Here is a 25,837-nt window from a genome sequence, read left to right as displayed (position 1 = left end):
AAGAATATTAGCTCATATTTATACGCTGATTTAGGTGCTGAACAAAAGACTGATCCCTTATTAACTAAAATGGTTGCGGATAATAAATTAGGTCTGAAATCTGGAGAAGGCTTTTTTGATTGGAAGATTGATTCAAATAAGCAAGTTGTTCAAAAGCGAGATCAGGCCTTATTAGAGTTATTAAAACAAGATCAAAACAGTAAAAAAGTTTGTCATTAATTTATTTTTATATATTGTTTTTAAATATATAACTGAACCATATTTTTCTGCGGCTTGGACTACTCCCCTTATTAATTGGACAGAGGATATTATTCCAGTACCGTTAGGTTAATTAAAAGACAAAAATATATTCGAGAACAAGAAGATCGATTACAAGATACAATTAGTAAAAGAGAGGACATTGATCCATTTTCAAATATTAAACTTCAAAATAATTAGAATGGACGCGATTGCTAGGTTTTTGTTGTGCCCCTTTGAGGGGCTTTTTGCTTCCCATATAGTGTTAATAAAAAAAACACCAGCTACGCTGGTGGATGGTTACTGAAGTGCAACAAAAAAGTTAGACAGTTTAGAGAAACTTAATAGTATAGCTGAATAAGACTTAGAACTCTGGAACTATCGTAACTTATTCCAGCTAATAAAGCAGGACCGATTAATTTTTGGTTTTGCTTTTTTGTTTGGTTCTATAGATGTTTTATCTAAGCTCAGGCAGTTAACCTTTGCTGTCGGTATTCAATCGGAGTTAAGCCGTTTTTGTTGAGAGAAATCCGCTCAATGTATTTTTGAACCATTTTTACCAATGCTGCTAGATCCACAATTGATTGTCGGTTAAGGCGTTCACGTTTCATTAAGCTAAAGAAACTTTCCATAGGCGCATTATCGTGGCAGTTGCCCTTGCGTGACATACTAGCTGTGAGACCCATTGCTTGGACCCGCTGCTGGTATAAGGCCGTTTGATATTGCCAGCCTTGGTCAGAATGAATAATTGGCGTCACGCCTGCGGGTAAATTATGTTGGAGCATGTCTAAGGTATCACTTAAATGTTGTTTATTAGCTGACTGAGAAACCACGGCGCCAATTACTTCTCGACTGGCTTCATCGAGCACGACTGAAATATAACCCCAATGTTGATTGGCCAAGCGGACTTGTGTGATATCGGTATGAAGAACGGTGTAAGGTTCGGTGGCCTGGAATTGCTGCTTTAAGAGATTGTCATTAACAGTGCCGAGCTGGCCTTTGTAAGAGTGATAATTACTGCTATGACGTGAGTAAACCATGACGGCTAAATCCAGTTCCCCCATCAATTTATTAATCGTCATCGGCGCACACTTAAAACCAGCTTTCAGGGCACATAAATGAATCCACCGATAACCATAGGTTTGCATACTAGCGTGAAAAGTCTGTTGAATAAAGGCTTTAAGTTGCCAATATTTATCAGGTTTCTGGTTCCGCTTTAAACGGTCATAAAAAGTAGATCGTGGTAAATTAACTAATTGCAGTAATGCGGCTAAAGGATATAAAGGCCGTAAGGAAGCGACAACTTGTGTCTTGGTTGCTGTGGTTTGTTCTTCAATACGGCCGTTAATTTTTTTAAGACATCACGCTCCATCTGTGTGTAATACAGTTCTTCTTCGAGACGAGCAATTTTTTGTTGAGAGTTTTCTGGTTCCCTTTTGGCAGCTGGCTGCTTGAGTTTTTGTGACTTACTAACTTTCTTGGACTTCATTTTTGAGGGCCTTCCTTTGGGGGGGACTCAATCCCGTAATTCCTTGTTGCTCATAAAGCAAATTCCACTTTTTAACTTGTGAAGAACTAATTCCAAAATGAGCTGCCACAGGTCAGAGACCTTGACCACTAGTTTGGTAGTATTCTACTACAGCTAATTTTTGTTCTAGGGAATAAACCCTTTTGGAATGTTTCACCCGCAGAGATTCCAGATCCTGAGACTTAAAACGCAATACCCACTCTCTAATTATTGATGGAGAAGAAATCTGGTATTTACTGGCTAAATCTTGATAAGATGTAGTGCTTGTCAGATATTCTTTGACAATTTTAATTTTTAATTCCAGAGAATATTTGGTCATAAAAAGTGCCTCACAATCGTTAGTATTTGTCTAACAATTATGAGGCACTTCATACACATAAAGAGTTTTTGTCCCAGCCACATACCCTATTAACGTATCACCAATTTTATAATTAATAATATAGAATTAATTTTAAGAGTGTTTAAATAATTATGTGTAAATACAATTTCTGAAGAGACTGTAAAAGGAAAGTCTATCCCTTTATGAATCAGCTTAATAAAGATATGATAGAGATACTAGTCAAAAACAGGATTTAAGTGAATTTTTCCGTCAACATCTAGAACAGGATATTAATTATATGCTTCAACATGAATTGGCCGCTTTTTTAGGTTATGAACATTACGTTCGGCAGGGTTTTAATTCCGGTAATTAGCATAATAACAGTTATCAACGTACCCACAACTTAGTATAGTTCTTTGAATTTAACCATTTCACGTGATCGTAACGGTAATTTTAGCAATCATACGTTATCAACTTATCAAAGCCAAACGGATCCAGTTAGAAATAATTAGCATTTATTAGTTTGTTTCAACTTTCCTAGTGTTATTTTGCCAGCATTATAGCTCTAATCTTAGTGAAACCTTTAATAAAAAGCTCAAGCAGCAAACCAAACGGCGGGAACAGTTTCCAAATGAAGAATCGTTAGAAAGAGTATTAGTGACCGTCATTTTAGATTATAATAACCGCTATAGTTTAAGATGAATTGTATAAAATATGGGGATTTAAAGTTGATTTTTATTTTTTGTTTAAATCTTATTATCATAATGTAATATCGAACTGTTAAAGTAGGGGATAGGCCTTTAGCCTATCCCCTACTTTTTTAATGTGTTGCCTCTTTTATAATTAATCATAAAAGTATTAATTTAATCTCTTGCCAACATTAGTTGTTACAACAGATCACAAAATCAGGATTGTTTTAACCGCTAAGTGATAGTTCCTTTTAACATAATACCAAACTTAGATTAAGCCATAGATGAATTAACTGTGTCTGAGTTACAAAAAAGTCAACTATTTGGAAACTGAAACAAACTTAAAAACCATTGAGCACAGTCTTTAAATCATCACTGGAAGAATTTATAGAGTATTTTAGCCCTAGTTAAAAGTATTATCGTTGATTGCAGAAAATAATTTTTAGAAAAGTTTAAAAAGATTAAAATCACAAAAACAACTGTTGGATATTTATTACAAATTGTTATTCTAAATAAATTTTCTTTAAATCTGCTATTTCTTGATCGGTAACTTTTAATTCAGTATAGAGATAATTCATCCAACTGCCAGCCTCTTTTTTGACTTCAGCATCTGCAGCTTTCAAATAATCTGCATTCACAGTGAGTAAAGCTTTTGCTGAATCATATATAACCTTATTATCAACAAAGGGGGCAATTTGTTCTTCAACAAAGTCTTGAGTAACTTCATTAGTTAAAAGGTAATCTTGAATAATAGTTTGCCGATCGACTCCTAAAGCGGTTAAGAAAAAGACAGCGCCCATGCCTGTGCGGTCTTTACCGGCAGTGCAGTGGAAAAGCAATGCTTGTTGGTCTTGATCATTGGCTAATAATTTATCGAAAAAAATCCGATAAGCCTTTTTGGCACTTTCTAGCTGAATGAGTTCACCGTAGGTATTACACATATTTTCATAACCATTATTAGGTATTTCATCCATGCCTTCAATTTTTTGTGCAGAAGCTGCTTCTTTTTCTTGTTCATCGAACTTAGACGATTGTGTTAAATCTACACCAAATACAGGATCAAAGATATATTCAGCTTTTTTAGGCAAGCGATCAGGAACTTTATATTGCTCATCAGCTGATCGAAAATCAATATCATATCTGACACCATAATCAGATAAGTATTGTAGGTCATGATCAGTGAGCTGGCCTAAGCTAGCAGAACGTATGACTTTATGATATTTGATCGTTTGTCCCGTAAGTGTTTGATAGCCACCTAATTCACGAAAATTTCTTCCCGCTTCTAAAGTTAAAAGACGTTTATTTTCCATATAAAAAATAACCTCCACTGCATATTTATTTTATTTTATCAAATATTTTCTAGAAAATAACTAATTTGTTTGATAGAGAAATATTGAAATTTTTGCATAATAGACGTATTCTAATAATAAATAGAGAGGGTGAAGCCAATGTTACAAGAGTATAAAAGAATATTAGCTCCAGTTGATGGATCAGATGAAGCTGAGATTGCTTTAAAAAAGGCGACCCAAATTGCGATTCGTAATCATGCTACTTTAGATGTGCTAGATGTCTTAGATACGCGTCAATTTGTTGGTGCTTATGGTGGAATGTTAACCAGTGATGTGATTTATCAAATCACTGAGGATACGCAAGATTATTTATCACGTTTACAAAAAGAAATTGTGAAGGCGGGACTACCTAAAGATCAAGTTAAAGTTCATATTCGTTTTGGTGATCCTAAAACAGTTATTGCAATGGACTTTTTAAAGGACTACCATAATGATTTGATTATTCTAGGATCAACAGGTTTAAATGCCGTTGAGCGTTTATTAGTAGGATCGGTCTCTTCATATGTTACTCGTACTGCACTTACAGATGTGATTGTGGTTCGAACGGATTTAGATAATAAGACGATTGTCAAAAGTAATCCTAAAAAGTAGTTATGAAAAGCAAGTGAGACTGCCCAGATTAAGTGGCAGTTTACTTGCTTTTTTATTACCATTTGGAGGCATTTATGGAAGAAATAAAACAGTTACCCACTAGAGCCGAAGTTCCCCCAGAATTAACCTGGGATTTAACGAAAGTTTTTGTCGACGATCAAGCTTTTGAGTCAACTTTAAAAAATGTCCAAAAGATTAACGAAAAAATTAAGACAGTCAAAGGCACTCTTGCGCAATCGGCTGAATCATTAAAAAGTGGCATTGATCGAGTTTTAGATTTATACCGGCAAATCGAAAAATTATATGTTTATGCAAGCATGAAAAGTGATCAGGATACAACCAATAATCACTATCAGGCTTATCAAGCACAAGTAGAAAGTTTACTGGCTCAAATTAATGCCAATACAGCTTTTTTAGAACCAGAAATTTTAGCAATTAAGCCAGAAATACTTCTGCAATGGCAAAAAGAACCTGTGCTGCAGAAATATCAGCATTTTTTGGATAATATAACTATCAACCGACAACATGTTTTAGATACAGCCAGCGAGGCTCTAATCTCTGCGGCGGGAGATATACTAAATACTGCAAGTAATGTTTTTAATGTTTTGGATAATTCTGATTTACAATTTCCAATTGTTAAAGATGAAAAAGGACAAAAATATCAGCTATCGGATGGTGTTTATAGCCGTTTATTAGAATCGCTCAGTCCCCAGGTGCGTCAAGAAGCCTTTAAGACACTCTATCAAGTTTATGGACAGTTTAAAAATACCTTTGCTGCCACTTTAGCTAGTGAAGTTAAAAAGAATAATTATCTAGCTCAAGTACATCATTATTCGAGCGCCCAAGAACGAGCTCTGTCATCAAGTCAAATCCCAATTAGTGTTTATGATAATTTGGTGACAGAAGTTAATGATCATTTGGACTTGTTGCAGCAATATGTAGCTTTAAGAAAACAGATTTTAAAATTGCCTGAGCTGCATATGTATGACTTGTATACCCCTTTAGTGGGTCAACCTCCTCTGACTTATACTTTTGAGGGTGCAAAAGAAGTAGCTCTAGCAGCTTTAGCGGTGTTAGGGAATGATTATAGCAGTCATGTCAAAGAAATTTTTAACAACCGTTATCTTGATGTCATGGAAAATCAAGGCAAAGTCTCTGGAGCTTATTCAGGCGGCTCATATGATACACCTCCTTATGAATTGTTAAACTGGCAGGATAATTTAGATAATCTTTATACTTTAGTTCACGAAACCGGCCATAGTGTGCATAGCTGGTATACACGGCACTATCAGCCTTATGTTTACGGCGATTATCCTATCTTTATTGCGGAGATTGCGTCGACAACTAATGAAAACTTGTTAACAGAGTATCTATTAAAAACCCAAACTGATCCTAAAGTCCGTGCTTATGTACTCAATTATTACTTAGATGGTTTTAAAGGTACTGTCTATCGGCAGACCCAATTTGCTCAATTTGAACATTATATTCATCAAGCTGCTGCAGAGGGAAAAGCCTTAACTGCGGAATTTATGTCAGCTTATTATGGAAAGTTAAATGCCCACTATTATGGTGATGAAGTAGTGAACGATCCAGAAATTGCCTGGGAGTGGACGCGCATTCCTCATTTTTATATGAATTATTACGTTTATCAATATGCTACAGGCTTTGCCGCGGCTTCTTACTTAAGCACGCAAATTATTCAGCAAAAGTCCCAAGCATGCAGCAATTATCTTCATTATTTACAAGCGGGTTCTTCAGCTTATCCTATTGAAATCATGCAACAAGCAGGAGTAGATATGACAAAGTCGGATTATCTGCGGTCTGCTTTTACCGTATTTAAGCAGCGGCTGGAAGAATTCACAGCGATTATGACTCAACTTGATTAAGGGTCTACAATTACAGATTAATTTACTAAAAGCAAGTTTAAATTTTAGTGGTGATTAATCTCGATTTAAGATAAGGAAGTAACGATATTGGCAGCTACAAAACCGCAACACATTGAAGTTATTGGTGGACAGGTTCATAATCTAAAAAATATTAATTTACAGATTCCCTTGAATAAGTTTGTAGCAATTTCGGGGCTTTCTGGTTCTGGTAAGAGTTCTTTAGCAATGGGAATTTTGTATGCTGAAGGCTCTAGACGTTATCTAGAAGCCTTATCAACTTATACTAGAAGGCGTATTAATCAATCTAAACGTTCGCAAGTGCAAGAGGTGCGTCACATCCCGGCAGCGATCGCTTTGCGGCAACGTCCCAGTGTGCCTTCAGAACGTTCAACTGTTGGATCAATTAGTGAAATTTTTAATGTGGTTCGGCTGATTTTTTCGCGTTTAGGCTCTCCGGTCTGTCCCAATGGTCATCGTTTAGCTCCTAATATAAAAATTGCTCAAGTCATGGATCTGACAGATTCACGAATGGGAATTTTAACTTGTCCAGTTTGTGGTGTTCAATTTGCAGCTAAGGCAGCTGAAGATTTTGCTTTTAATGGACAAGGGGCTTGTCCAACCTGCCATGGTACGGGTCAAGTCCGGCAGATTAATCCTGAGCGCTTAATTGGCGATGAGAACAAGAGTTTACAAGAAGGAGCCGTAGCTTCATGGCATTTACCAGGACGTAATTTTATGCCTAAGGTAGTGCAAACCCTAGGCGTACGTATTGATGTGCCTTATAAGGATCTAACTGATCATGAAAAAGATATTATACTTCATGGTGCTAAAAAACAATATCCTGTTGACCTGAACACCTCAACCGGGCGAGTTTTTCATATGGAAAAAGCTCTTTATGAAAATGCCTATGAGGCCATTTATGATACTGCCAAAAAAACATTGAGTGCGCGTGCTCAAAAGCAATTGAACCAGTTTTTTTATTTTTCTACTTGTCCTACTTGCCAGGGATCACGTTTGAATCCTCAATTATTAACACAACTCAGCGGTGGTTTAAACATTGCACAGGTTGCACAGTTATCTTTGGGTCAATTAACAGCTTGGTTGCAAAAAATTAATGCCGAATTGCCTTCTAATATGCACAAGTTAGCGCAAATTTTATTTGAAGATTTGAGCGATAATCTCCGCCCGCTTTTAGATTTGGGTCTAGATTATTTAACCTTAGAGCGCAGTGCTAATACCTTATCAACCGGCGAATTACAGCGGATTCAATTAGCTAAGACCTTACGTACCCAAACTACTGGTGTTCTTTATGTATTAGATGAACCATCAATTGGTTTGCATCCGGATAACGTTCACGGATTAATCAAAATATTACGCGGATTGATTGCTCAAGGGAATTCGCTAGTAGTTGTTGATCATGATGTTGATATTATTGCGGCCGCGGATTGGATTATTGAAATGGGGCCGGGATCAGGAGCTGCCGGCGGACAGGTGATTTGTCAAGGCAGCCCTCAAGATTTAGTGCATAATCCTGATTCTTTAATTGGTCCTTTTATTTCTGGAACGGCCACTATTTTAAATGCGTCAGATTTAAAGCCAGCATCTAACTTTACTATGACCAGTGTGACGGTAGATAATTATTTTAATTTAAAACATGTACACATTCAGCTGCCTGAGCAGCAAATTACTGCTGTTACGGGATATTCAGGAGCTGGGAAAACTAGTTTAATTTTAGATAGTTTGATTCCGGCACTTAAGAATTCTCGGCCGCCACGCCAGGTAGGTCAATTATCTACTAATTTAAAGCACGTTGTGAGTGTCGATGCAAGTCCGATTGGCAAAAATGCTCGTTCGACAGTGGCAACTTACACTAAAATTATGGATCACTTGCGGACAATTTTGGCGCAATTGCCTGCTGCCCAACAGCAACATTTAACACGAGCTAATTTTTCCTATAACAATAAGCAAGGCGCTTGTCCTAACTGTGGTGGGTTAGGGATGATTACACTGGATATTCAATATTTGCCTGATATGGAAGAAGTTTGTCCGGTTTGTCATGGGGATCGTTTTAATCCACAAATTCAACAAATTAAGTGGCACAATTATAGTATTGTGGATTTACTACAGTTATCGGTACAAGAAGCCTTGCCGGTGTTTGCTCAAGTGCCAGTTATCTTGCACCAATTAGAATTATTACAGCAAGTAGGTTTAGGTTATTTACATTTAGGGGAGAGTACGCCTAGTTTATCTGGCGGAGAAGCTCAACGTTTGAAATTGGTTAAGCATTTAAACAAGCAACAAGCACAGACCTTATTTGTCTTTGATGAGCCGTCAGTAGGGTTACATCCTCTAGATGTGCAAACTTTATTAAGAGTAATTAACCAGCTGAAATCTCAAGGAGCCACTGTGATTGTTATTACCCATGATTTAGATATTATGATTAATGCTGATTATTTAATTGATCTAGGTCCTAAAGGGGGCGCTGCCGGCGGGCAGGTGATGGCTAGCGGCCGGCCTTTAGAGCTTATTAAAAAGCCAACGAGTTTAACCTTACAGTATTTAGCAAAACACTATCATAAATATCAGCAAAACTAGATTTCTAATTAAATAGTTTTTTGAGGTAATGAGTTTCATTATTATTAATAAATTATTTTAGGACTTTACGTATAGAGTTGTTATTTTATAATAATAATTGATGTCTAAAATAATAAAGGAAAGATAATAATGAAAACAGAAAAAGAAAAATTTTTAGCTTTAGAACCTTATAATGTGATGGATCCTCAATTAGCTGGAGAAGAAACTAAAGCGCGGCGTCTCTGCAAAATTTTAAATGAACTAGATGATACTGCTGTTCAAGAAAAAGAACGGGTCATTAACCAATTATTTGGTTCTGTGGGCAAGAGCCCTTGGGTTCAGCCTAACTTTCGTTGTGATTTTGGTTATAACATTCATGTGGGGGATTATTTTATGTGCAACTACGACAATGTTATTTTGGATGTTGCGCCGGTAACAATTGGTAATCACTGCATGTTTGCTCCACATGTACAGATTTATTCTGCTTATCATCCCTTTGATCCTCAGGAGCGTGCAGAATTTACGGGGTTAGGTAAGCCAGTAACTATCGGTGATAATGTCTGGTTGGGCGGCAATACTGTGGTTTTGCCTGGAGTAACCTTGGGTAATAATGTTATTGTGGGGGCTAATTCTACGGTAACTAAATCATTTGGAAATAATTTGATAATTGCTGGTAATCCGGCGCGTATTATTAGAGAAAATCCGCCAAAGAAATAATTTCTCCTCTTCGTATGTGCTGGAAACTTGCGTGTGAAACAGTTATAATTTGCTAGTAAAGATTTTGAGGAGGCAATTCTTATGCGGGCACAAACAGTGAGTCAAATGGCCGACTGGCTGGAAGATCATGTACCAGAAATTGCAGCACGTAAATTAAAGCTTGATGTGCAAAAAATTGACGACTTAATTGATAGCTTGGAAATTTTAAGACATCCAGTTAAAGATTATTTAACTATGACAGAAGAGCAATATTATGAAAATGAATCTGATCATCATTTAACATTAAAACATGAACAAAACCAATTGCAGCAACTCCATGATCGGGTTTTGGTCAATCATGTGGACGGCAGTTTTACAAAAAGTGAACTGAATTTCACTTATAATCATGAACACCCTTATGCAGATGGTAAATATGATGTAACTAATGACTTGCATACAATTGAATATGCCTTAGAAGTCATTGGGGCAGTGGTAGCTAATACGATTATGGCTGATGTGCGGAATAACTTGTCGCGTGATGCGGTATTGTCAGTGGCTTTAGCTGCACATGCCGTGGAAAAGTGGCAAGATCAATAATTTATCAGTCCTTTTAGTTGCATTTTTGGTCAAGTTTCGCTAATATATCCCGGTGTTTGTTTGAGGAGGGATAGAATTATGGCTGTAACATATTTACGTAAAGTACAGATTAATGAATTAGCACAAGTTATTGAAATTATTGAAGAAGCTAAACAAGTTTTAAAGGGACGTGGGGTTGATCTCTGGCAGGATGGTTATCCAGATGAAAATATTCTACGTAGTGATATTGAACGGGGTATTGCGTATTTTTTGATTAAAGATGCTAAAATTGTGGGAGTGGCAGCCTTAGAAGATCAAGGTGAAGCCAGCTATGAACATATTGAAGATGGCCAATGGTCCAAGCAATCTCAAGCGCATTATGCAATTATTCATCGGGTGGCAATTGCTCAAGGTCATCAAGGCGAGGGTCTGTCTTCAATTTTTATTCAGCATTTATTGACAGTTTCCGCATCATTGAGCATTCATGATATCCGTATTGATACGCATTTTGATAATTTGGCTATGCAGCACGTAATTGAAAAGAATGGTTTTAATCATTGCGGCACTATTCGTGACGATCAAGGACGGCCTTTAGTAGCGTATCAACGATTTATTTAAAAAGTAGTTAAACTGCGGCTAAGGTAATTAATTTGCAGAAATAATAATTTAAGCAAATTAAATTTAGCGGCAGTTTTTTAGTTCAAAGAGGATGGCATAATGCAATTACTATCACGTTGGTGGCAGGGAATACAGTTTAAACTGATTCAACAATCTGGAGAATATGCTGTGCATTATCGGCGACAACCCTATACATTGCAAGTTAGTCCTCGGCGCCAAATTTTATGGCCCCAGCAGCTGGGGACGATTTATTATCGCCAGCAGTCGGGTAATTTTCAACCGGTTTTAATTAAACCTCGTTATTTTGTGCAGCAGTACTTACAATCAGTAGCGCAAGGTGTTCGTTCACTAACTGTAGATTCATCATTAACTTTTGGGATTATTACAGATACTCATATTAAATTTGCGGATAGTCCTAGCTATTATGGCTTTAATGGTCTGCAGCACATTGCAGAATTTTTGATGTTGCCCCAACTTTTACCGCTAGATTTTGTAGCACATTTAGGCGATGTGATTGATGGTAGTGATGATGCAATTACTGATCAGTATTTTTTAAAGCAGGTTAGCAATTATTTTGCTAAAAGTGCCTGTCCTTATTACCTTGTTAAGGGTAATCATGATGATAATGATAAGTACGATGAGCATACTGCCCTGAAAAAGCCATCTTTTTCTGCTAATACTTTTTCTAACTTACTATGGCAGCCTATGTATCAGCAGAGTTCTTTGACTGAAGACTATTCTGCCAGTGGTATTGGCTATTTTGATAAAGGTAATGTGCGCGTATTATTTATTAATACGACGGACGTGCCTTACTTACTAGATCAGCATGGACGCAAGCTTTATGATAGCAAATTAGTTTTAGCTGTAAGAAATCGACAGCTGCAAGATATTGTGCATATTTTGGAGCATTCAGCCAATAAAAGAATTCTTGTTTGTGGTCATGCTAATTTGATGACTGTAAAGGGACAAGATGGTTTACAGCATAATGGTAAGGCTGTTCATGATTTATTTAAGGCCTTTAACCTCGGCTTAAGTGGTCAGCTTATACGTCAGGATGCTGATTCCAATTTTTCTTTAAATGTGCGCTTTGATTTTCATCGCAACCAAACTGGCCGGATAGGGGCCTATTTATGCGGTCATCGGCATGTAGAAGACCAATTCAAGATTGATGATATTCAGTATGTTTTACTCAATGTTTCAGCTTTAATGGGACGCAAACATGGATTAACAACTAAGTATAACCGCGCTTGGGATCGCCATAAAGACGAAGTGAGTGAATTTGCTGGCTATATCATTAATTTTGATGAGCATACGGGCTGGCTACAGGTGTTTGGCTATGGCGCTGCTACGCCTTTAAGAAAGTTTAAGATATAGTAGAATTTATGGTTTTTGTTCCTCAGTGAACAAACATTTGTTATAATAAGCTTAAAATGACTAGACCATTGTAAAGGAACGTGAACTGTTATCGATAATCAAAAACATCCCCAATTTACTCCAGTTTTATTAGGCAGTGATATTAATGCGTACGGATTTGCACGGTCATTTTATGAATTTACTCAACAGCCAGTTCAAGCTTATGCAGAGGTGGCTTTGGCACCTACTAAATATTCCCATATTATTAATGTAAGCTTGCATGACGGCTTTAGTGAAGATCCTAACTTTATTGAAACTATGCGTAAAATTGCTCAAAAGTATGCTCAACATCCGGAACCAGTGATTTTATTAGCTATGGGTGATGGCTATGCGGAATTAATTGCTAAACACAAAGCAGAATTAGAACAAACTTTTGTTTGCCCTTATGTTGACTATGATTTGTTACGTCAGTTGAACAATAAAGAATCGTTTTATCAAATTTGTGATAAATATCAGTTGCCTCACCCGCAAACGCAGATTATTACGCGCCAGATGTATCAACAACAGGAGTCTATCCCTGTTCCTTTTGATTATCCGGTCGCCTTAAAACCGGCTAATAGTGTGGAATGGCTAGATATCCACTTTGAAGGGCGTAAAAAGGCTTTTACTATCCATTCTCAGGCGGAATTGCTCGATATCATTGGCAAAATATATGATCATGGTTATACGTCAGATTTAATTTTGCAGGAATTTATTCCTGGTGATGATTCGCATATGCGGGTGTTAAACGCTTATGTGGATCAGCACCACCACGTAAAGTTATTATGTTTGGGTCACCCCCTGCTGGAAGATCCTACTCCAGCTTCCATTGGTAACTATGTGGCAATTTTGCCGGAATACGATCAAAAACTGTATGATTTAATTCAGAAATTTTTGGAAGATATTGAATTCACTGGCTTTGCTAATTTTGATATGAAATTTGACGATCGGGATCAAGAATTTAAGTTATTTGAGATTAATTTGCGCCAAGGGCGGAGTAGTTTTTATGTTACCTTGAATGGCTATAATTTGGCGCAATATGTAGTAGATGACTATGTTACTGGCACGTTAGAAAACCAATCGACAGTTTATGGCAATAAAAATAAAGCCCAACATCAATTATGGCTGGGAGTTCCAGTTCATGTTTTTAAAAAGTACGCTTTAGAGAATCAAGCTAAAGAAGTAGCGCTTGAATTAATTCGTCAAGATCGTTATGGCACCACAGTTTTTTATAAGGGCGACTTGAATTTTAAGCGTTTGTTATTAATGAGTTATATGTTTTACCGTTATCGTGGTCGTTTTAAGCGTTATTTTGCTGAAAATAAGGGCCGTGATTTGAAATAGCCAAGGAGGCTAATTGATGAAACCAATTGAAGAATTAAAAAATTATCACGTTCAGAATGTCGATCTAAAAAATATATTAGTAGCTATTGATGTAGATGATTTCACTTCCTCAGATCAGGCTTTTGATTTTGCTTGTACGATTGCTCAAGCTGCCCAAGCACGCTTAGGAATTGTGACGGTAGTTGAAAGTCGTGATATCAATGTGTTTGAAAGCTTAACACCGGGAACTATGGAAGATAAGCGCTTAGAGGCTTCCCATGATCTCTTAACTTATGTGAAAAAGGCTCAAGAATTTGGAGTCCAAAATGTTAAACCGATTTTGACTGAAGGCACCCCTAATAAAGCTATTCTAGAAGAAGTAGTACCTGATTTTAAACCTGATTTAATTGTAGTAGGATCAGAAACCAAAAAAGTTTTGGGCAAAACTATTGGTTCACAAGCAGAAGGAATTATTGAAAAATCACCAGTAAGTGTTATTGTTGTGAGATAGTAACAATATAGAGGGCGAGGGAAATTAATTTTCTCTCGCTCTTATTTTGACCTTTTAAGAGTAATAGTAGTTTTATAAATTAATCTTTTTGAAGATTAAGCTGCGAATTAAATAACCATTTTTTGATCTGCTCAACAATTTGTTGAGGACTTAATTGATCTGTCTGGATTACCAAATCAGCTACACGCTCATAAGTAGGTGTGCGCTTTTCTTGTAAGCTTAACAAGCCTGAAGCGTCTAATTTATGTGCTAGTGGACGTGTAGTGTCATTTTGCAGCCGCTGTAAAGTTGTGGCTCCGGTAGTAGCCAGCCAAATTGTCGGCGCCGCATCAGCCTTTAATAAAGCAGCGTTAGTAGTTTTCATAGGTGTGCCACCACCGGTGGATAAAATTCCGGGCAAAGTCAGAACATGTCTTAAATATTGTTCTTCTAGCTGCCGAAAATAAGTTTCACCATGCTGAGCAAAGATTTGAGAAATCGTTTGGTGAGTTTGCCGAACAATAAAACTATCTAAGTCTGTATGCTTAGTAGTTAATTGCTGTGCTAATAGTTTTCCCACGGTCGTTTTACCACTAGCCATAAAGCCAATTAAAATCGCCTGCATTTTAATTCCTCCTTAAGATTTGATAACCTGATTGTTTTAAAAGCTTGGCTGCTTGAGCTTGCGTACTGGCGTCACTAAAAGTTAACTGCAAGACACCATCGATATCTTCACGAATTTCCAGTATATGAATGTTTACTAAATTAATCTGGGCTTGGGATAAGAGATGGGTAATTTGGGCAAGCGCTCCTACTTGATCAGGAATATTCAAAAATAAATCAAAGAAGTTAGGTAAGCTGCCGAGCTGCTCTGGGCCTAGATGGTCACGAGTAACTTTAGCTTTATTAAAAAAATCAGTAATTTGGGAAACGTCTTGTTGAGTTAAAGCTTTTTTGATATTTAATAATTCTTCAATATATGCCTGCAGCTGAACAATTAAAAGCGAACGATTAGTGCTTAAGATATCACTCCACATTTGGGGATCGGAGCTGGCAATTCTGGTAATGCTTTTAAAACCACCCGCTGCCAGTCGCAATCCTAAAGGATAATCGCTTAATGACTGTTGGGTTTGATTGACTAATGCTGCTGCAACAATATGTGGCAAATGACTAATTTGACCAACAATACGATCGTGCTGTTTGGGAGTTACGGTTAACCATTTAACGTGAGCTGCCTGAAGTAAGTCTTGAAGTTTGCTCACGGAACTTGCGGGTGCAATACTTGGTATTAAAAAGTAAAAAGCATTCTCAAATAAATCTGTTCGCCCTGCCGTCACTTTAGACTTATGTGAACCGGCCATTGGATGGCCGCCAATAAAAGTAATTCCTCGTTTTTGCAGGGGTTGAGCCGCTGCAATAACTGCTTGCTTAGTACTTCCCACATCGCTGATAAGAACATGGGGTTTAAGAGGCAGGTTTGCTAAAGTTTTTAAATCGGAAATAATCACTTGGGCGGGAGCCGCCAGAATAATTACGTCGGCTTGTAGGGCAGCAGCTGCAAAATTGGTGGCGATTTTATCGATAATCCCTCGCTGTTGAGCATAGTTTAAACTAGCAGAGTCAATATCATATCCAAGAATTTGGTAGTCAGGGTGGGCTTTTTTAATGACTAGTGCCAAAGAACTGCCAATTAAACCAAGGCCCTTTATTAAAATATTTTGCATAATCTCACTCCTCGATAATTAAACTGTGCAGATCTTGAAAAAATTTTGGATAAGAAATATTAACAGCACCAGAGTTTTTTAAGGTTAGCGGCTGATTTGCCTTTAAGGCTGCAATTGCTAACATCATGCTTATTCGATGATCGCCATGACTATCTAAATGGGGGTTATTGATAGTCCAATTTGGCTGTCCATAAATAATAAAGCCATCTGTTTTTTCGATAATTTTAATGCCGAATTTTCGCAGTTCACAGACAATAGTGGCGATACGATCAGTTTCTTTCACTCGTAATTCAGCAGCACCGCTAATTTCACTAGTTCCTTCTGCTGTAGCAGCCAAAAGGGCAATAAGCGGTAGTTCGTCAATAACACTTGGTATATCAGCGGCTGTGAGCTTGATTGGTTTTAAGGAAGCAGATTGAATTTCGAGAGTGCCATAATTTTCCGCCTTATTTTGAGAGCGGGTACTAATGTGAACTTTTCCGCCCATTTTTTTTAAGACTTTTAAAATTCCGGTGCGCGTAGAATTTAATCCGACATCAATTAGTTTAATCCGCGAATGGGGAATGATAGTGGCGGCAGTAATGAAAAAGGCCGCCGAAGAGATATCACCAGGGATAGTTAAGTCTTGTCCCAGTAACTTTGGTTGGGGATTCACGGTGATGGTATAGTGATTTGGACTGGTGGTAATTACCCCGCCAAATTGTCGTAGTAAACGTTCAGTATGATCGCGGGTAGGTAAATGTTCAATAATAGTACTGGGGGTATCTGCTTGCAAAGCGGCTAAAATAAGAGCGCTTTTGACCTGGGCACTAGCAATTGGCATTTGATAAGAAAGAGACTTTAAGGGCTGTCCTACAATTATCAAGGGTAAATGACCACTTGTTAATTGAATTTGGGCACCCATTTTTTGTAAAGGCTGCTGCACGCGCTGCATGGGTCTTTGGCTTAAAGAAGAATCACCTATTAAAGTTGCTGTCAAATGTTGACCGGATAAAAGCCCGGTTAATAGTCGAGTTGTCGTGCCTGAATTACCCATGTTTAGGTTTTGATGAGGAGACTGCAAGCCTTGTAATCCTCTTCCATGAATGGTTACAGTTTGCTCATTTATGCTAATAGGAATTCCCAATGCTTGTAATGCTTTGAGAGTTGACAAGCAGTCTTGACTTAATAAAAAATTATGCAGATGTGTGATGCCTGTACTGATTGCTCCTAAAATTAAACCGCGATGAGAAATACTTTTATCGCCGGGAACTTTCAGGGTGCCGCGTAAACCTTGTTGAGCTTGTGGTAATAATTTCATTTGTAATCACCTAGTTGATTTGATATAAGCACCAGACCATTGAGGGCTGGAGTTGTTTAATAATATGCTCCTGAGAACTTAATGTGACAATCTTTAAATTAGTAAGCACAAAAGCAGCCTGATCGTGACAATATGCTTGATAAGCACGATATTTACTGGGATAAGTTTGAATAACGATATTATGGACAATCCGGCTTAATAATTGGGCGGTTGCGGCGTGAGTATATCCAATACGATTATTAGCATCTTGTCGTTGAATGACAACTAAGGGGTCTAATTGAGTTATAAAACTAGTCACTAAAGTCATTTGTTCTAATAACGCATAATGGATATCTCCCCAACTAGCCTTTAAAATATTGGATTTAAAAGCAGCAGGTATTAATAAATAATCTTTTGAATATTGTTTTAGGTGCGTTAGTAAGTTCTCGAAGCTGTTATGTCCGCAAATTATAGCTTGATTACGGCAGTAATGTTGATTGTAAAACTTAGCCGCTGTATAGCTATCAGTTACTTGTGGTCCTAAAGTATGAATCCGCATAATTAACTCCTAATAATTTTGCAGTTCTTGACGATAAGCAGCTATGTTTTCTTGAAGACGTGTAATATTACTTGACTCAAAAGTTTCGGTGATAATTTTAGCTAATTCGATGGCCACAACTTTTTCGACAACAATAGAAGCGGGAACGATTGCGGTGGTATCGGATCGTTCCACTTGAGCTTTTTGAACCACTTTGGTATTGATATCTGCACTTTGTAATGGCTTATAGAGGGTAGGAATGGGCTTCATAGCGGCTTTGATAACAATAGGCATACCATTAGTCATGCCGCCTTCAAAACCGCCGAGATGATTAGATAATCGTGTCCAGCCAGTGGGAGCCTGCCAATCAATGGCATCCATAACTTGACTGCCATAATTACTAGCAGCGCTAAAGCCATCACCGATTTCTACCCCCTTGATAGCATTAATGCCCATGACCGCACCGGCTAAACGTGCATCAAACTTAGTATCCCAACTTGTATAACTGCCTAATCCTGCTGGGACATTTTCAGCTATTACCTTAATGACGCCACCTAAAGTGTCACCATTCTTTTTAGTTTGAAGGATTAATTCATGAATCGCTTCTACGTCGGTAGTGTCGAGAATGCGTAAATCGTTTTGTTGAATAAGTTGGATTATTTGCGCTACTGATAATGCTGGCTGTTCTTTAACTTGCACATTGCCAATTTGTTGGACGTAACCAACCAACTGGATATCTAATTGTGCTAGCAATTGTTCACAGATAGCACCAATAGCGACCCGCATTGCAGTTTCACGGGCTGAGGAACGTTCTAAAACGTTGCGCAGATCACGATGACCATACTTCATACCACCAACTAAATCAGCATGCCCTGGTCGCGGGCGGGTTATTTTGCGTAAGGTGTTGGTATTGTTGACTGAACTGATAGGGTCCATAATTTGGGACCAATGTTGATGATCACGATTTTGAATGGTTAAAGCTAAAGGACTACCTAAAGTTACTCCATGACGTAATCCACCGGTAAATTGGATAGTATCATGTTCAATCTGTTGGCGGCTGCCCCGCCCAAAGCCGCCTTGGCGGTCGGCTAAAGCAGCATTAATTTTGGAAATATCTAAGTGCAGTCCCGCGGGAATACCAGTTATAATGCCGCTTAATTGGGGGCCGTGGGATTCACCAGCAGTTACATAGTTAATCATGTTGATTCTCCTTAGATAATTTTTCTTGATAGGAACGTGAATTAGTCATTATCGTTTGATAAATTGCTTGCAGATAAGGTATATGCTCACTTTGAGCAGTTTTTTGAGCGACTGTTTTCAAAACATTACTTTCTCGTTGCTTATCTAAAATTGGTAGCTGTTGGTTAAGCTTGAGATCACTAATGGTGGTAACAATTTTAAAACGTCGATTTAATAAGCGAATAATTCGTTGATCAATCTTGTTGATTTGCTGACGCTGATTGGATAAAGACTTTGGTGTGCGTAAAGCCCAGCAGGCTAAGCTAACCAATATTAAGCCGGCTAAACCCACGAAAATATCAAAGCGCATTGCTTGAGCGATACTAGTTTGTGATAACCAGCCAGTAATGATGGGAATTGAAAAGGAAGCTAAACTGCCAAAGGTAAAGTAGATGCCAGTAATCCGCCCCTTAATCTGCGGATAAAGTTGGATAAATTGATTTAATCCGACCTGCATAATGCCACCAGCGGCGCTAAAGCCGAAGATCACTGCGGCCGCCATAGAGACAAGCGCCCACGGACTGTAGCAAACAGTACATAAAGCTAACAGGGCTAAGATATTGAGGGTAATAAGCAGGCGGCTTTCAGAAATATTATGACGTAATAAAATAAAAATAATAATGACGCCACTAATAGAGCCGATGCTGTATAAAGATAATAACCAGTGAGCTAAAACAGCATTAAAACCAAAGGTACGGCTAACAAATAGGCTAATCCATTGGGTATATAAAATCATTACCGCCATTGAAGTGTAGCCATATCCAGCCAAACAGATAGCTGCAATAATCTTTTTAGCAGGGCTTAGCTGCTGAGACTCTATGGTAGACTGCTGTGACTGTTGATTGCGCGGCGGAAATTGTTGCCGGTTTAAAAGAATAAAGTTTAAAACCAATAATCCGGCAGCCATTAAAAATGACCATCCATACCAAAGTTTTTGAGCATCTAAATTCGCAATTAAAAGCGGTAATAAAAATTCGCCGGCCGACATGAAAGCTTTTAATAAGACATTCGCTGCTCCTTGAGTATCGCCCATTTCAATAAAAGTAGTATAAGTACCTGCATCCAGTGCAGAGTTAGCTACTCCTGCCAGAATTGCTAAAAAGTAAGCAACTTTAATGTCAGTAACAAAGGCCATGCCCACAAAAAAGATAAAGTAACTAATCATACCCAAATTAACAAAAATTTTGCGTCCCCAATGATCGGATAAATTACCGAGAATAAAGTATGCCAGTAAGCGCCCAATGCCTACGCCGGAAATTACATAAGACACAGTGGCTAAGGGTGCTTGCCAGTGGTGACTTAATGACTGCATATTTTGGGTTAAAATAATCAGACCAATACCATGAATGAAGTAGTTTAAGTAAAGACTTAAAGACAATGTTTTTTTATGCATAAACTTTCTCCTTCTAAAATTATATAAAAAAAACCAGCTAGAGTATAATAATCTAGCTGGACTTAATTTACTATTATAAGGCCTTCAGCTAGATTAATGGTGTCTAGCTGGTCAGGACAAAATGACTTCACTTAGACACGAACAAGGATTGATGTCCGCGTCTAAGTATAACGACACGGACACTACCTAAAATAAGCAAAGCCAAAATAATAATTTTTGCTGGATAAGCAGTTTTCCATGATAAAATTCCTTTCGGTTAATTTACTAATATTAAAACATTATCATTTGAATAAGTCAATATTAATTTTATTTAATATTAAGAATCTAATTTAAATATCAGTTGATTTGATAGATAAAGTGAAGATATCTGCCAACTTAAAAAAGTAGGATTGTCCGCAAAAAGATTAAATAATGGTAAAATATGAGAAATGTAATAATGAGGAGGAAGCTTATGCAGCAAAGAATAAGAAAAGTTATCGGCGGCTTGGGTGATACTACGCAAGGAGCTGACGCTAGCTATCAAGATAATTTATATTTAGCAGTAAATGGCCAATGGTTAAAAACTGCCAAAATTCCGGCCGACAAGTCACGTACAGGGGGATTCTCTGATTTATCTTTAGAAATTGAAAAACAATTAATGCAAGATTTTGCAGATTTTGCAGCGCAGAAAAAAGCACCTGATAATGAGTTAATGGTGCAAGCAGTGAAGTTTTATCAAGTGGCAGCCGATTTTGATCGGCGTAATCAAGAAGGCTTTACTCCTGCGCAAACTGATTATGACAAAATCAAGGCTGTAACTGATTTTAAACAATGGTTAGCTCAACTGCCACAGTGGCTGCAAACGGGACTGCCTTTGCCGTTTGCTATCGGAATTGATGCTGATATGAAAGATACTAGTAAAAATGTGGTATATGTAGCAGCACCTGGCTTAATTTTGCCGGATACTAGTTATTATCAGGATAATCCGAGTGGCGAACAACTTTTAAAAATTTATCAGCAGACAGCTATCCAGCTGCTTCAAAAAATTGGCGAAACACCTGAAGCAGCCCAAACCTTGGTTCAACAAGCTTTAGCGTTTGATCGTTCTTTAGTGGACTATGTCAAGAGTGCCGAAGAACAAGCTGATTATGTTAAAATGTACAATCCTCAGTCAATGGCAGAATTTTCAAAGCAGGGTCAGGATTTGGATTTTGCAGCCTTAATTAATCAAGCAGTAGCAGCCGAAGTTCCACAAGTTATCGTTACTGAACCGCGCTTTTATCAAAATTTTGCTAAAATTGTCAACGCTCAGACTTTTGCTAACTTAAAGGGCTGGACTTTAGTACAATACGTTTTTGGTATCAGTGCATTTTTAAGCCAAGAATTTCGTGAAATTGCTGGTCATTATAATTTGGCTTTAAGCGGCAGTCAGGAATTATCGGCGCCGCTTAAACAAGCCTACAATTTGACTAGCTCCACCTTTAGTGAAGTTATCGGCAAATACTACGGTGAAAAATATTTTGGCCAAAATGCTAAAAATGATGTTGAACAAATGATCCACAAAATGATTAATATCTATCAACAGCGTATCAAAAATAATACCTGGTTAAGCACACCTACTAAGCAAAAGGCCATTGTTAAATTAGATAAAATGGTTTTGAAGATTGGGTATCCGGACAAAGTCAACCAACTGTATCACCAATTTAAAGTTGATCAGAGTCAATCTTTGTTGACAAATGTCCAAGCCATTCAGCGGTTAGTTTTGGCAGATAACTTTGCTAAATATTACCGCCCCGTAGATCGGACCGAATGGGCTATGCCAGGGCATTTAGTCAATGCTTGCTATGATCCTTCCCGCAATGATATTACTTTTCCTGCTGCCATTTTACAGGAACCATTTTATAGTCTAGAACAGTCATCTAGTGCCAATTATGGGGGAATTGGAGCAGTAATTGCTCATGAAATTTCGCATGGATTTGATAATAATGGTGCACAGTTTGATGAATTTGGCAATATGAATAATTGGTGGACGGAAGATGATTATGCAACCTTTAAGAAATTGACTCAGGCTATGATTGCAGAATTTGATGGAATTGAATTTGCTGGTGGAAAAGTCAATGGTAAATTAGTAGTTAGCGAAAATGTGGCCGATGCTGGGGGCTTGAGCTGCGCTTTAGAAGCTGCAAAGGCTCAGGATCAAGTAGATTTAAAAGAATTCTTTATTAATTGGGCACGCATTTGGCGGACTAAATCAACTCAACAGTTAATGGAAATGTTTTTAAATATTGATGTCCATGCGCCAGCACCGTTGCGGGCAAATGTTCAAGCTCAAAATATGGATGATTTTTACACAACATTTCAGATTACTGAAAAAGATGGCATGTGGTTGGATCCTGAAAAACGCGTTAATATTTGGTAATTTAAATTGTATATTGCTATCCAAAACAAAAGTGACCGTATAAAATTAAATACGGTCACTTTTATATATTATAAAAAGTTTTCTGTTTATTATTAAGAAAGCGTTATCAAAAGGAGAATTGTATGTTATCACCAAATTTTTTATGGGGCGCATCCTTATCTGCTCATCAAACTGAAGGAGCTGCCAATGAAGATGGCAAATCACCTTCGGTGCAAGATACCCGTTTACGTAATCCGCAAATTGCTGATTTTACGGTGGCAATAGATCATTATCATCGTTATTTAGAAGATATTAAATTATTAGGACAATTACACATTAAAGCTTTACGTATCTCGTTGCCTTGGACGCGCATTATTCCCGATGGCCGTGGTGCCACTAATCAGTTAGCTATTCAGCATTATCACCGGGTATTTGCTGCACTGAATGAACAAGGCATTGAGCCAATGGTGACTACTTATCATTTTGATTTGCCGCAAATCTTGCAGGATCAAGGTGGCTGGACCAAGCGTCAAACTGTTGCCGATTATGAACATTATGTACGGACTTTATTTCAAGAATTTGGTTCTGAGGTTCATTATTGGTTAACTATTAATGAACCCAATGTCATGCTCTTAGCTGATCAGAAGATTTTAGGCTTTACTTATACTCATCAAGAGCGTTATCAAGCTTTTTATAATTTGATGATTGCTGAAAAAAAAGCTTTTAAGGCCTGCCATGAATTATGCCCTGATGCCAAAATTGGACCAGTACCTAATATTTCTTATGTTTATCCCGGCAGCGCTAACCCCCAAGATGTGCGGGCAGCAGAGTATTTTAATGCTGTCCGCAACTGGGCATACTTGGATTTTAGTGTCCACGGCATCATTAATCCCCTGTTTCAAAATTATTTGCACCAAACAGGAATCAATTTACCAATACAGCCTTCAGATCGAGCATTGATGCAGACTGCCTTGCCTGATTTTATCGGTATGAATTATTACACCAGCGTTACTGTAGAATATCCGCAAAAGGGCAAAAATCGCACTAACGGCGTTAGTGACCAGCAGTCTGAAGATGTATATGAACAAGGATTTTATAAAGGATTGACTAACCCGTATTTATCTAAGAATGAATTTAATTGGACAGTTGATCCGTTAGGTTTGCAAACTACTTTAGAAGTAGTAAATGACCGTTATCATTTACCTATTTATGTTACAGAAAATGGCCTAGGTGCGTACGATGAATTAACTGCTGATCGGCAAATTCATGATGATTATCGGATTAAGTACTTACAAGAGCACCTATCCAGTATTCAAAAAGCTGTTGCTTGTGGTGTGGATGTGCGGGGTTATTTGCCTTGGTCGGCGTTGGATTTAGTCAGCGTTCATGAAGGTATGAAAAAGCGCTACGGGTTAATTTATGTTGATCGAAGCGAGCAAGATTTAAAGACTTTAGCCCGTTATCCCAAAGATAGTTTTTATTGGTACCAACAGGTTATTAAGAGAAATGGAGTGAGTTAAATGCAAAAGTTATTTGATTTTTTGAATCACTATTTATTGCCACCATTAAATAAGGTCGCTAACACTAAAGTAGTTCGGAGTATTATGAATGCCAGTTTGGCTGCCGTGCCGTTTACCATTGTGGCTTCTATCTTTTTGATTTTAAACAATTTACCGCAAATCTTTCCCTTTGCAGCACATTTCTTTCAGCAGACAATTCTTAAGTTTAGTGCCTTTTATATGCTAGGTAATACGATGGCATTGGGATCTTTGGCTCTGTATTATTCTTTATCTGTTGGTTATTATTATATTGAAGAATATCGACGCAGCGGCGAAAAAGAATTAAATTCTTTTACTGGTGCTTTATTATCGATGTTTGCATTTTTACTGACAATTCCAGCGATTTCTTGGAATCATGGCAGCGCCCAAGCCTTGAATAAAACTTTAGCGCCTAATAACTATTTAGTTGGCGGTGTGAGTCTGGTTAATGGGTGGCTACAGCGCTTTGGCGGTGTGGGTATTTTTATTTCTATTATTACCGGTATAATTGCTGTTCAACTGTATCGGTTATGTGTGCGAAAAAATATCACCATTAAAATGCCAGCCGGAGTGCCTGAAGGAGTAAGCCGTTCTTTTGCATCTTTAATTCCGGCAATTTTAGTAAGTTTTGTTATGATTTTTTTGAATATTATTTTGGGATTAATGCATACTGATTTGCACAGTTTATTATCTGCACCTTTCGGTTTTGTAAAGAACTTAACAGGCTCTTGGCTAGGGATGATTGTCATCTTACTTTTAATTCACTTATTATGGGTGGTAGGCGTCCACGGCACAGCTATTATTAAAAACAGTTTTGTTAATCCAATTTTGTTAGTAGCCTTAAGCGAAAATGTTAATGGTGCGCATAATGTGTTTGCGGGTGATTTTATTAATATGTGGGTTTTTATTGGTGGAGCAGGTGGAACTTTGGGACTCGTCTTATTGATGCTTTTTGTTTCTAAATCAGACCAATTAAAAACTCTCGGTAAAACTGCCATTTTACCAGCTATTTTTAACATTAATGAACCTGTTATTTTTGGAGCACCTATTGTCTATAATCCTTACTTGATTTTGCCATTTATCATTAATCCGATGGTTTTGGCATCTGTAGCTTATTTTGCGATTAAATTACATTTAATTAGTTATGTAACCAGCGCAATTGCATGGATTTTGCCAGTTGGCATGGGTGCTTGGCTAGGTACTAGCGGTAATTTAGGCGCTGTTTTGGTTGCTTTCTTGAATTTATTCTTATCGATACTGATTTATTATCCATTTTTTAAATTATATGATCATAAGCTATACCAAGAAGAACAACTTCCAAAAAAATAACGGGGTCTTGTTATGAAGTTTTACTACATTAAATCATCAGTTGGGCTTCTTATAAATGGCAATAAAAATTTCGTACTATTTTATTAAAACAGATCAACAAGGATCAGGGCTAATGACGTTCTTGAAGCTTTTTCTAATTGGCTGTATTTATC

General features: G+C 37.6%; 23 protein-coding genes and 2 pseudogenes. 14 read left to right on the top strand and 11 right to left on the bottom strand.

The genetic code is table 11. The features are described 5' to 3' along the window. Positions 1 to 219: pseudogene (locus tag EQ827_RS01840) on the top strand (3-hydroxyacyl-CoA dehydrogenase family protein); the annotation flags it as partial. Positions 220 to 704: 485 nt separating this feature from the next. Here EQ827_RS01840 and EQ827_RS01835 read toward each other — a convergent pair. Genes EQ827_RS01835 through EQ827_RS01820 form a run of 4 tightly spaced genes read right to left on the bottom strand, consistent with a single transcriptional unit; the run spans position 705 to position 2,084 of the window. Beyond that, entirely contained in the window at positions 705 to 1,574 is an 870-nt protein-coding gene (locus EQ827_RS01835; RefSeq protein WP_309109321.1) for an IS3 family transposase, read from the bottom strand. Beyond that, positions 1,508 to 1,726 carry a hypothetical protein gene (locus EQ827_RS01830; protein WP_181189267.1) on the bottom strand — a complete coding sequence of 73 codons (219 nt, stop codon included), beginning with the start codon at positions 1,724 to 1,726 and terminating at the stop codon, positions 1,508 to 1,510. Before EQ827_RS01830 ends, EQ827_RS01835 begins: the two co-directional genes overlap by 67 nt. Continuing rightward, the gene (locus tag EQ827_RS09220; RefSeq protein WP_181189266.1) at positions 1,707 to 1,835 is read right to left on the bottom strand and encodes a helix-turn-helix domain-containing protein; all 129 of its coding nucleotides are present in this window, start codon (positions 1,833 to 1,835) and stop codon (positions 1,707 to 1,709) included. The genes EQ827_RS01830 and EQ827_RS09220 overlap by 20 nt, the downstream gene beginning before the upstream one ends. A gap of 3 nt (positions 1,836 to 1,838) precedes the next feature. Next, a complete protein-coding gene (locus EQ827_RS01820; RefSeq protein ID WP_181189265.1) occupies positions 1,839 to 2,084 on the bottom strand; it encodes a transposase in 246 nt (81 codons plus the stop codon). Positions 2,085 to 2,642: 558 nt separating this feature from the next. Here EQ827_RS01820 and EQ827_RS09215 point away from each other — a divergent pair. Further along, positions 2,643 to 2,786: pseudogene (locus EQ827_RS09215) on the top strand (transposase); the annotation flags it as partial. A 490-nt stretch (positions 2,787 to 3,276) separates the two neighbouring features. Here EQ827_RS09215 and EQ827_RS01810 read toward each other — a convergent pair. After that, positions 3,277 to 4,083, bottom strand: coding sequence for a tyrosine-protein phosphatase (locus tag EQ827_RS01810; RefSeq protein WP_181189263.1), 807 nt, complete (start codon positions 4,081 to 4,083; stop codon positions 3,277 to 3,279). A 138-nt stretch (positions 4,084 to 4,221) separates the two neighbouring features. Here EQ827_RS01810 and EQ827_RS01805 point away from each other — a divergent pair, with 138 nt between their 5' ends. From EQ827_RS01805 to EQ827_RS01765, 9 genes are all read left to right on the top strand, one after another. Further along, entirely contained in the window at positions 4,222 to 4,713 is a 492-nt protein-coding gene (locus EQ827_RS01805) for a universal stress protein (protein WP_181189262.1), read from the top strand. 74 nt (positions 4,714 to 4,787) lie between these two features. After that, positions 4,788 to 6,599: an oligoendopeptidase F gene (gene pepF, locus EQ827_RS01800; protein ID WP_181189261.1), complete on the top strand. Its 1,812-nt coding sequence runs from the start codon at positions 4,788 to 4,790 to the stop codon at positions 6,597 to 6,599. A gap of 87 nt (positions 6,600 to 6,686) precedes the next feature. Further along, the gene (locus EQ827_RS01795) at positions 6,687 to 9,194 is read left to right on the top strand and encodes an ATP-binding cassette domain-containing protein (RefSeq protein WP_219912610.1); all 2,508 of its coding nucleotides are present in this window, start codon (positions 6,687 to 6,689) and stop codon (positions 9,192 to 9,194) included. Between the two features lie 129 nt (positions 9,195 to 9,323). Next, the gene (locus tag EQ827_RS01790; RefSeq protein WP_181189260.1) at positions 9,324 to 9,890 is read left to right on the top strand and encodes a sugar O-acetyltransferase; all 567 of its coding nucleotides are present in this window, start codon (positions 9,324 to 9,326) and stop codon (positions 9,888 to 9,890) included. A gap of 81 nt (positions 9,891 to 9,971) precedes the next feature. Continuing rightward, entirely contained in the window at positions 9,972 to 10,466 is a 495-nt protein-coding gene (locus EQ827_RS01785; protein WP_181189259.1) for a hypothetical protein, read from the top strand. Positions 10,467 to 10,544: 78 nt separating this feature from the next. After that, the gene (locus tag EQ827_RS01780; RefSeq protein WP_181189258.1) at positions 10,545 to 11,063 is read left to right on the top strand and encodes a GNAT family N-acetyltransferase; all 519 of its coding nucleotides are present in this window, start codon (positions 10,545 to 10,547) and stop codon (positions 11,061 to 11,063) included. 99 nt (positions 11,064 to 11,162) lie between these two features. After that, the gene (locus tag EQ827_RS01775; protein WP_181189257.1) at positions 11,163 to 12,437 is read left to right on the top strand and encodes a metallophosphoesterase family protein; all 1,275 of its coding nucleotides are present in this window, start codon (positions 11,163 to 11,165) and stop codon (positions 12,435 to 12,437) included. Positions 12,438 to 12,527: 90 nt separating this feature from the next. Next, positions 12,528 to 13,799 carry a carboxylate--amine ligase gene (locus tag EQ827_RS01770; protein ID WP_181189274.1) on the top strand — a complete coding sequence of 424 codons (1,272 nt, stop codon included), beginning with the start codon at positions 12,528 to 12,530 and terminating at the stop codon, positions 13,797 to 13,799. Positions 13,800 to 13,815: 16 nt separating this feature from the next. Beyond that, positions 13,816 to 14,289, top strand: coding sequence for a universal stress protein (locus tag EQ827_RS01765; RefSeq protein ID WP_181189256.1), 474 nt, complete (start codon positions 13,816 to 13,818; stop codon positions 14,287 to 14,289). Positions 14,290 to 14,368: 79 nt separating this feature from the next. Here the strand turns inward: EQ827_RS01765 and EQ827_RS01760 are convergent, their stop codons facing one another. Genes EQ827_RS01760 through EQ827_RS01735 form a run of 6 tightly spaced genes read right to left on the bottom strand, consistent with a single transcriptional unit; the run spans position 14,369 to position 20,441 of the window. Continuing rightward, the gene (locus EQ827_RS01760) at positions 14,369 to 14,893 is read right to left on the bottom strand and encodes a shikimate kinase (protein WP_181189255.1); all 525 of its coding nucleotides are present in this window, start codon (positions 14,891 to 14,893) and stop codon (positions 14,369 to 14,371) included. 1 nt (position 14,894) lies between these two features. Further along, a complete protein-coding gene (locus EQ827_RS01755) occupies positions 14,895 to 15,992 on the bottom strand; it encodes a prephenate dehydrogenase (RefSeq protein WP_181189254.1) in 1,098 nt (365 codons plus the stop codon). 4 nt (positions 15,993 to 15,996) lie between these two features. Beyond that, complete coding sequence (gene aroA, locus EQ827_RS01750; protein ID WP_181189253.1) at positions 15,997 to 17,292, bottom strand: 3-phosphoshikimate 1-carboxyvinyltransferase; 1,296 nt, start codon at positions 17,290 to 17,292, stop codon at positions 15,997 to 15,999. A gap of 10 nt (positions 17,293 to 17,302) precedes the next feature. Beyond that, positions 17,303 to 17,830: an amino acid biosynthesis protein gene (locus tag EQ827_RS01745; protein ID WP_181189252.1), complete on the bottom strand. Its 528-nt coding sequence runs from the start codon at positions 17,828 to 17,830 to the stop codon at positions 17,303 to 17,305. A gap of 9 nt (positions 17,831 to 17,839) precedes the next feature. Next, positions 17,840 to 19,009 (bottom strand): chorismate synthase, encoded by a 1,170-nt coding sequence (gene aroC / locus EQ827_RS01740; protein WP_181189251.1) that lies wholly within the window; start codon positions 19,007 to 19,009, stop codon positions 17,840 to 17,842. Beyond that, complete coding sequence (locus EQ827_RS01735) at positions 19,002 to 20,441, bottom strand: MFS transporter (RefSeq protein WP_181189250.1); 1,440 nt, start codon at positions 20,439 to 20,441, stop codon at positions 19,002 to 19,004. Before EQ827_RS01735 ends, aroC begins: the two co-directional genes overlap by 8 nt. Positions 20,442 to 20,892: 451 nt before the next feature. Here EQ827_RS01735 and EQ827_RS01730 point away from each other — a divergent pair, with 451 nt between their 5' ends. From EQ827_RS01730 to celB, 3 genes are all read left to right on the top strand, one after another. Further along, positions 20,893 to 22,839: a M13 family metallopeptidase gene (locus EQ827_RS01730; protein ID WP_181189249.1), complete on the top strand. Its 1,947-nt coding sequence runs from the start codon at positions 20,893 to 20,895 to the stop codon at positions 22,837 to 22,839. Positions 22,840 to 22,961: 122 nt separating this feature from the next. Continuing rightward, entirely contained in the window at positions 22,962 to 24,338 is a 1,377-nt protein-coding gene (locus tag EQ827_RS01725; protein ID WP_181189248.1) for a glycoside hydrolase family 1 protein, read from the top strand. Further along, a complete protein-coding gene (gene celB, locus EQ827_RS01720) occupies positions 24,339 to 25,685 on the top strand; it encodes a PTS cellobiose transporter subunit IIC (protein WP_181189247.1) in 1,347 nt (448 codons plus the stop codon). Positions 25,686 to 25,837: the final 152 nt, after the last annotated feature.

It is taken from the genome of Bombilactobacillus bombi (genome assembly GCF_013607485.1).
In the GTDB taxonomy this organism is placed as follows: domain Bacteria; phylum Bacillota; class Bacilli; order Lactobacillales; family Lactobacillaceae; genus Bombilactobacillus; species Bombilactobacillus bombi_A.
Note: the sequence above shows the minus strand (reverse complement) of the source record. Positions and strands in the feature narration are given on the sequence as shown.

Excerpts from the sequence above, each read along its gene's own strand:
- EQ827_RS01830 (WP_181189267.1), bottom strand. The coding sequence starts at position 1,726 with ATGAAGTCCAAGAAAGTTAGTAAGTCACAAAAACTCAAGCAGCCAGCT.
- EQ827_RS01820 (WP_181189265.1), bottom strand. The coding sequence starts at position 2,084 with ATGACCAAATATTCTCTGGAATTAAAAATTAAAATTGTCAAAGAATAT.
- EQ827_RS01810 (WP_181189263.1), bottom strand. The coding sequence starts at position 4,083 with ATGGAAAATAAACGTCTTTTAACTTTAGAAGCGGGAAGAAATTTTCGT.
- EQ827_RS01805 (WP_181189262.1), top strand. The coding sequence starts at position 4,222 with ATGTTACAAGAGTATAAAAGAATATTAGCTCCAGTTGATGGATCAGAT.
- pepF (WP_181189261.1), top strand. The coding sequence starts at position 4,788 with ATGGAAGAAATAAAACAGTTACCCACTAGAGCCGAAGTTCCCCCAGAA.
- EQ827_RS01790 (WP_181189260.1), top strand. The coding sequence starts at position 9,324 with ATGAAAACAGAAAAAGAAAAATTTTTAGCTTTAGAACCTTATAATGTG.
- EQ827_RS01785 (WP_181189259.1), top strand. The coding sequence starts at position 9,972 with ATGCGGGCACAAACAGTGAGTCAAATGGCCGACTGGCTGGAAGATCAT.
- EQ827_RS01780 (WP_181189258.1), top strand. The coding sequence starts at position 10,545 with ATGGCTGTAACATATTTACGTAAAGTACAGATTAATGAATTAGCACAA.
- EQ827_RS01775 (WP_181189257.1), top strand. The coding sequence starts at position 11,163 with ATGCAATTACTATCACGTTGGTGGCAGGGAATACAGTTTAAACTGATT.
- EQ827_RS01765 (WP_181189256.1), top strand. The coding sequence starts at position 13,816 with ATGAAACCAATTGAAGAATTAAAAAATTATCACGTTCAGAATGTCGAT.
- EQ827_RS01760 (WP_181189255.1), bottom strand. The coding sequence starts at position 14,893 with ATGCAGGCGATTTTAATTGGCTTTATGGCTAGTGGTAAAACGACCGTG.
- EQ827_RS01755 (WP_181189254.1), bottom strand. The coding sequence starts at position 15,992 with ATGCAAAATATTTTAATAAAGGGCCTTGGTTTAATTGGCAGTTCTTTG.
- aroA (WP_181189253.1), bottom strand. The coding sequence starts at position 17,292 with ATGAAATTATTACCACAAGCTCAACAAGGTTTACGCGGCACCCTGAAA.
- EQ827_RS01745 (WP_181189252.1), bottom strand. The coding sequence starts at position 17,830 with ATGCGGATTCATACTTTAGGACCACAAGTAACTGATAGCTATACAGCG.
- aroC (WP_181189251.1), bottom strand. The coding sequence starts at position 19,009 with ATGATTAACTATGTAACTGCTGGTGAATCCCACGGCCCCCAATTAAGC.
- EQ827_RS01735 (WP_181189250.1), bottom strand. The coding sequence starts at position 20,441 with ATGCATAAAAAAACATTGTCTTTAAGTCTTTACTTAAACTACTTCATT.
- EQ827_RS01730 (WP_181189249.1), top strand. The coding sequence starts at position 20,893 with ATGCAGCAAAGAATAAGAAAAGTTATCGGCGGCTTGGGTGATACTACG.
- EQ827_RS01725 (WP_181189248.1), top strand. The coding sequence starts at position 22,962 with ATGTTATCACCAAATTTTTTATGGGGCGCATCCTTATCTGCTCATCAA.
- celB (WP_181189247.1), top strand. The coding sequence starts at position 24,339 with ATGCAAAAGTTATTTGATTTTTTGAATCACTATTTATTGCCACCATTA.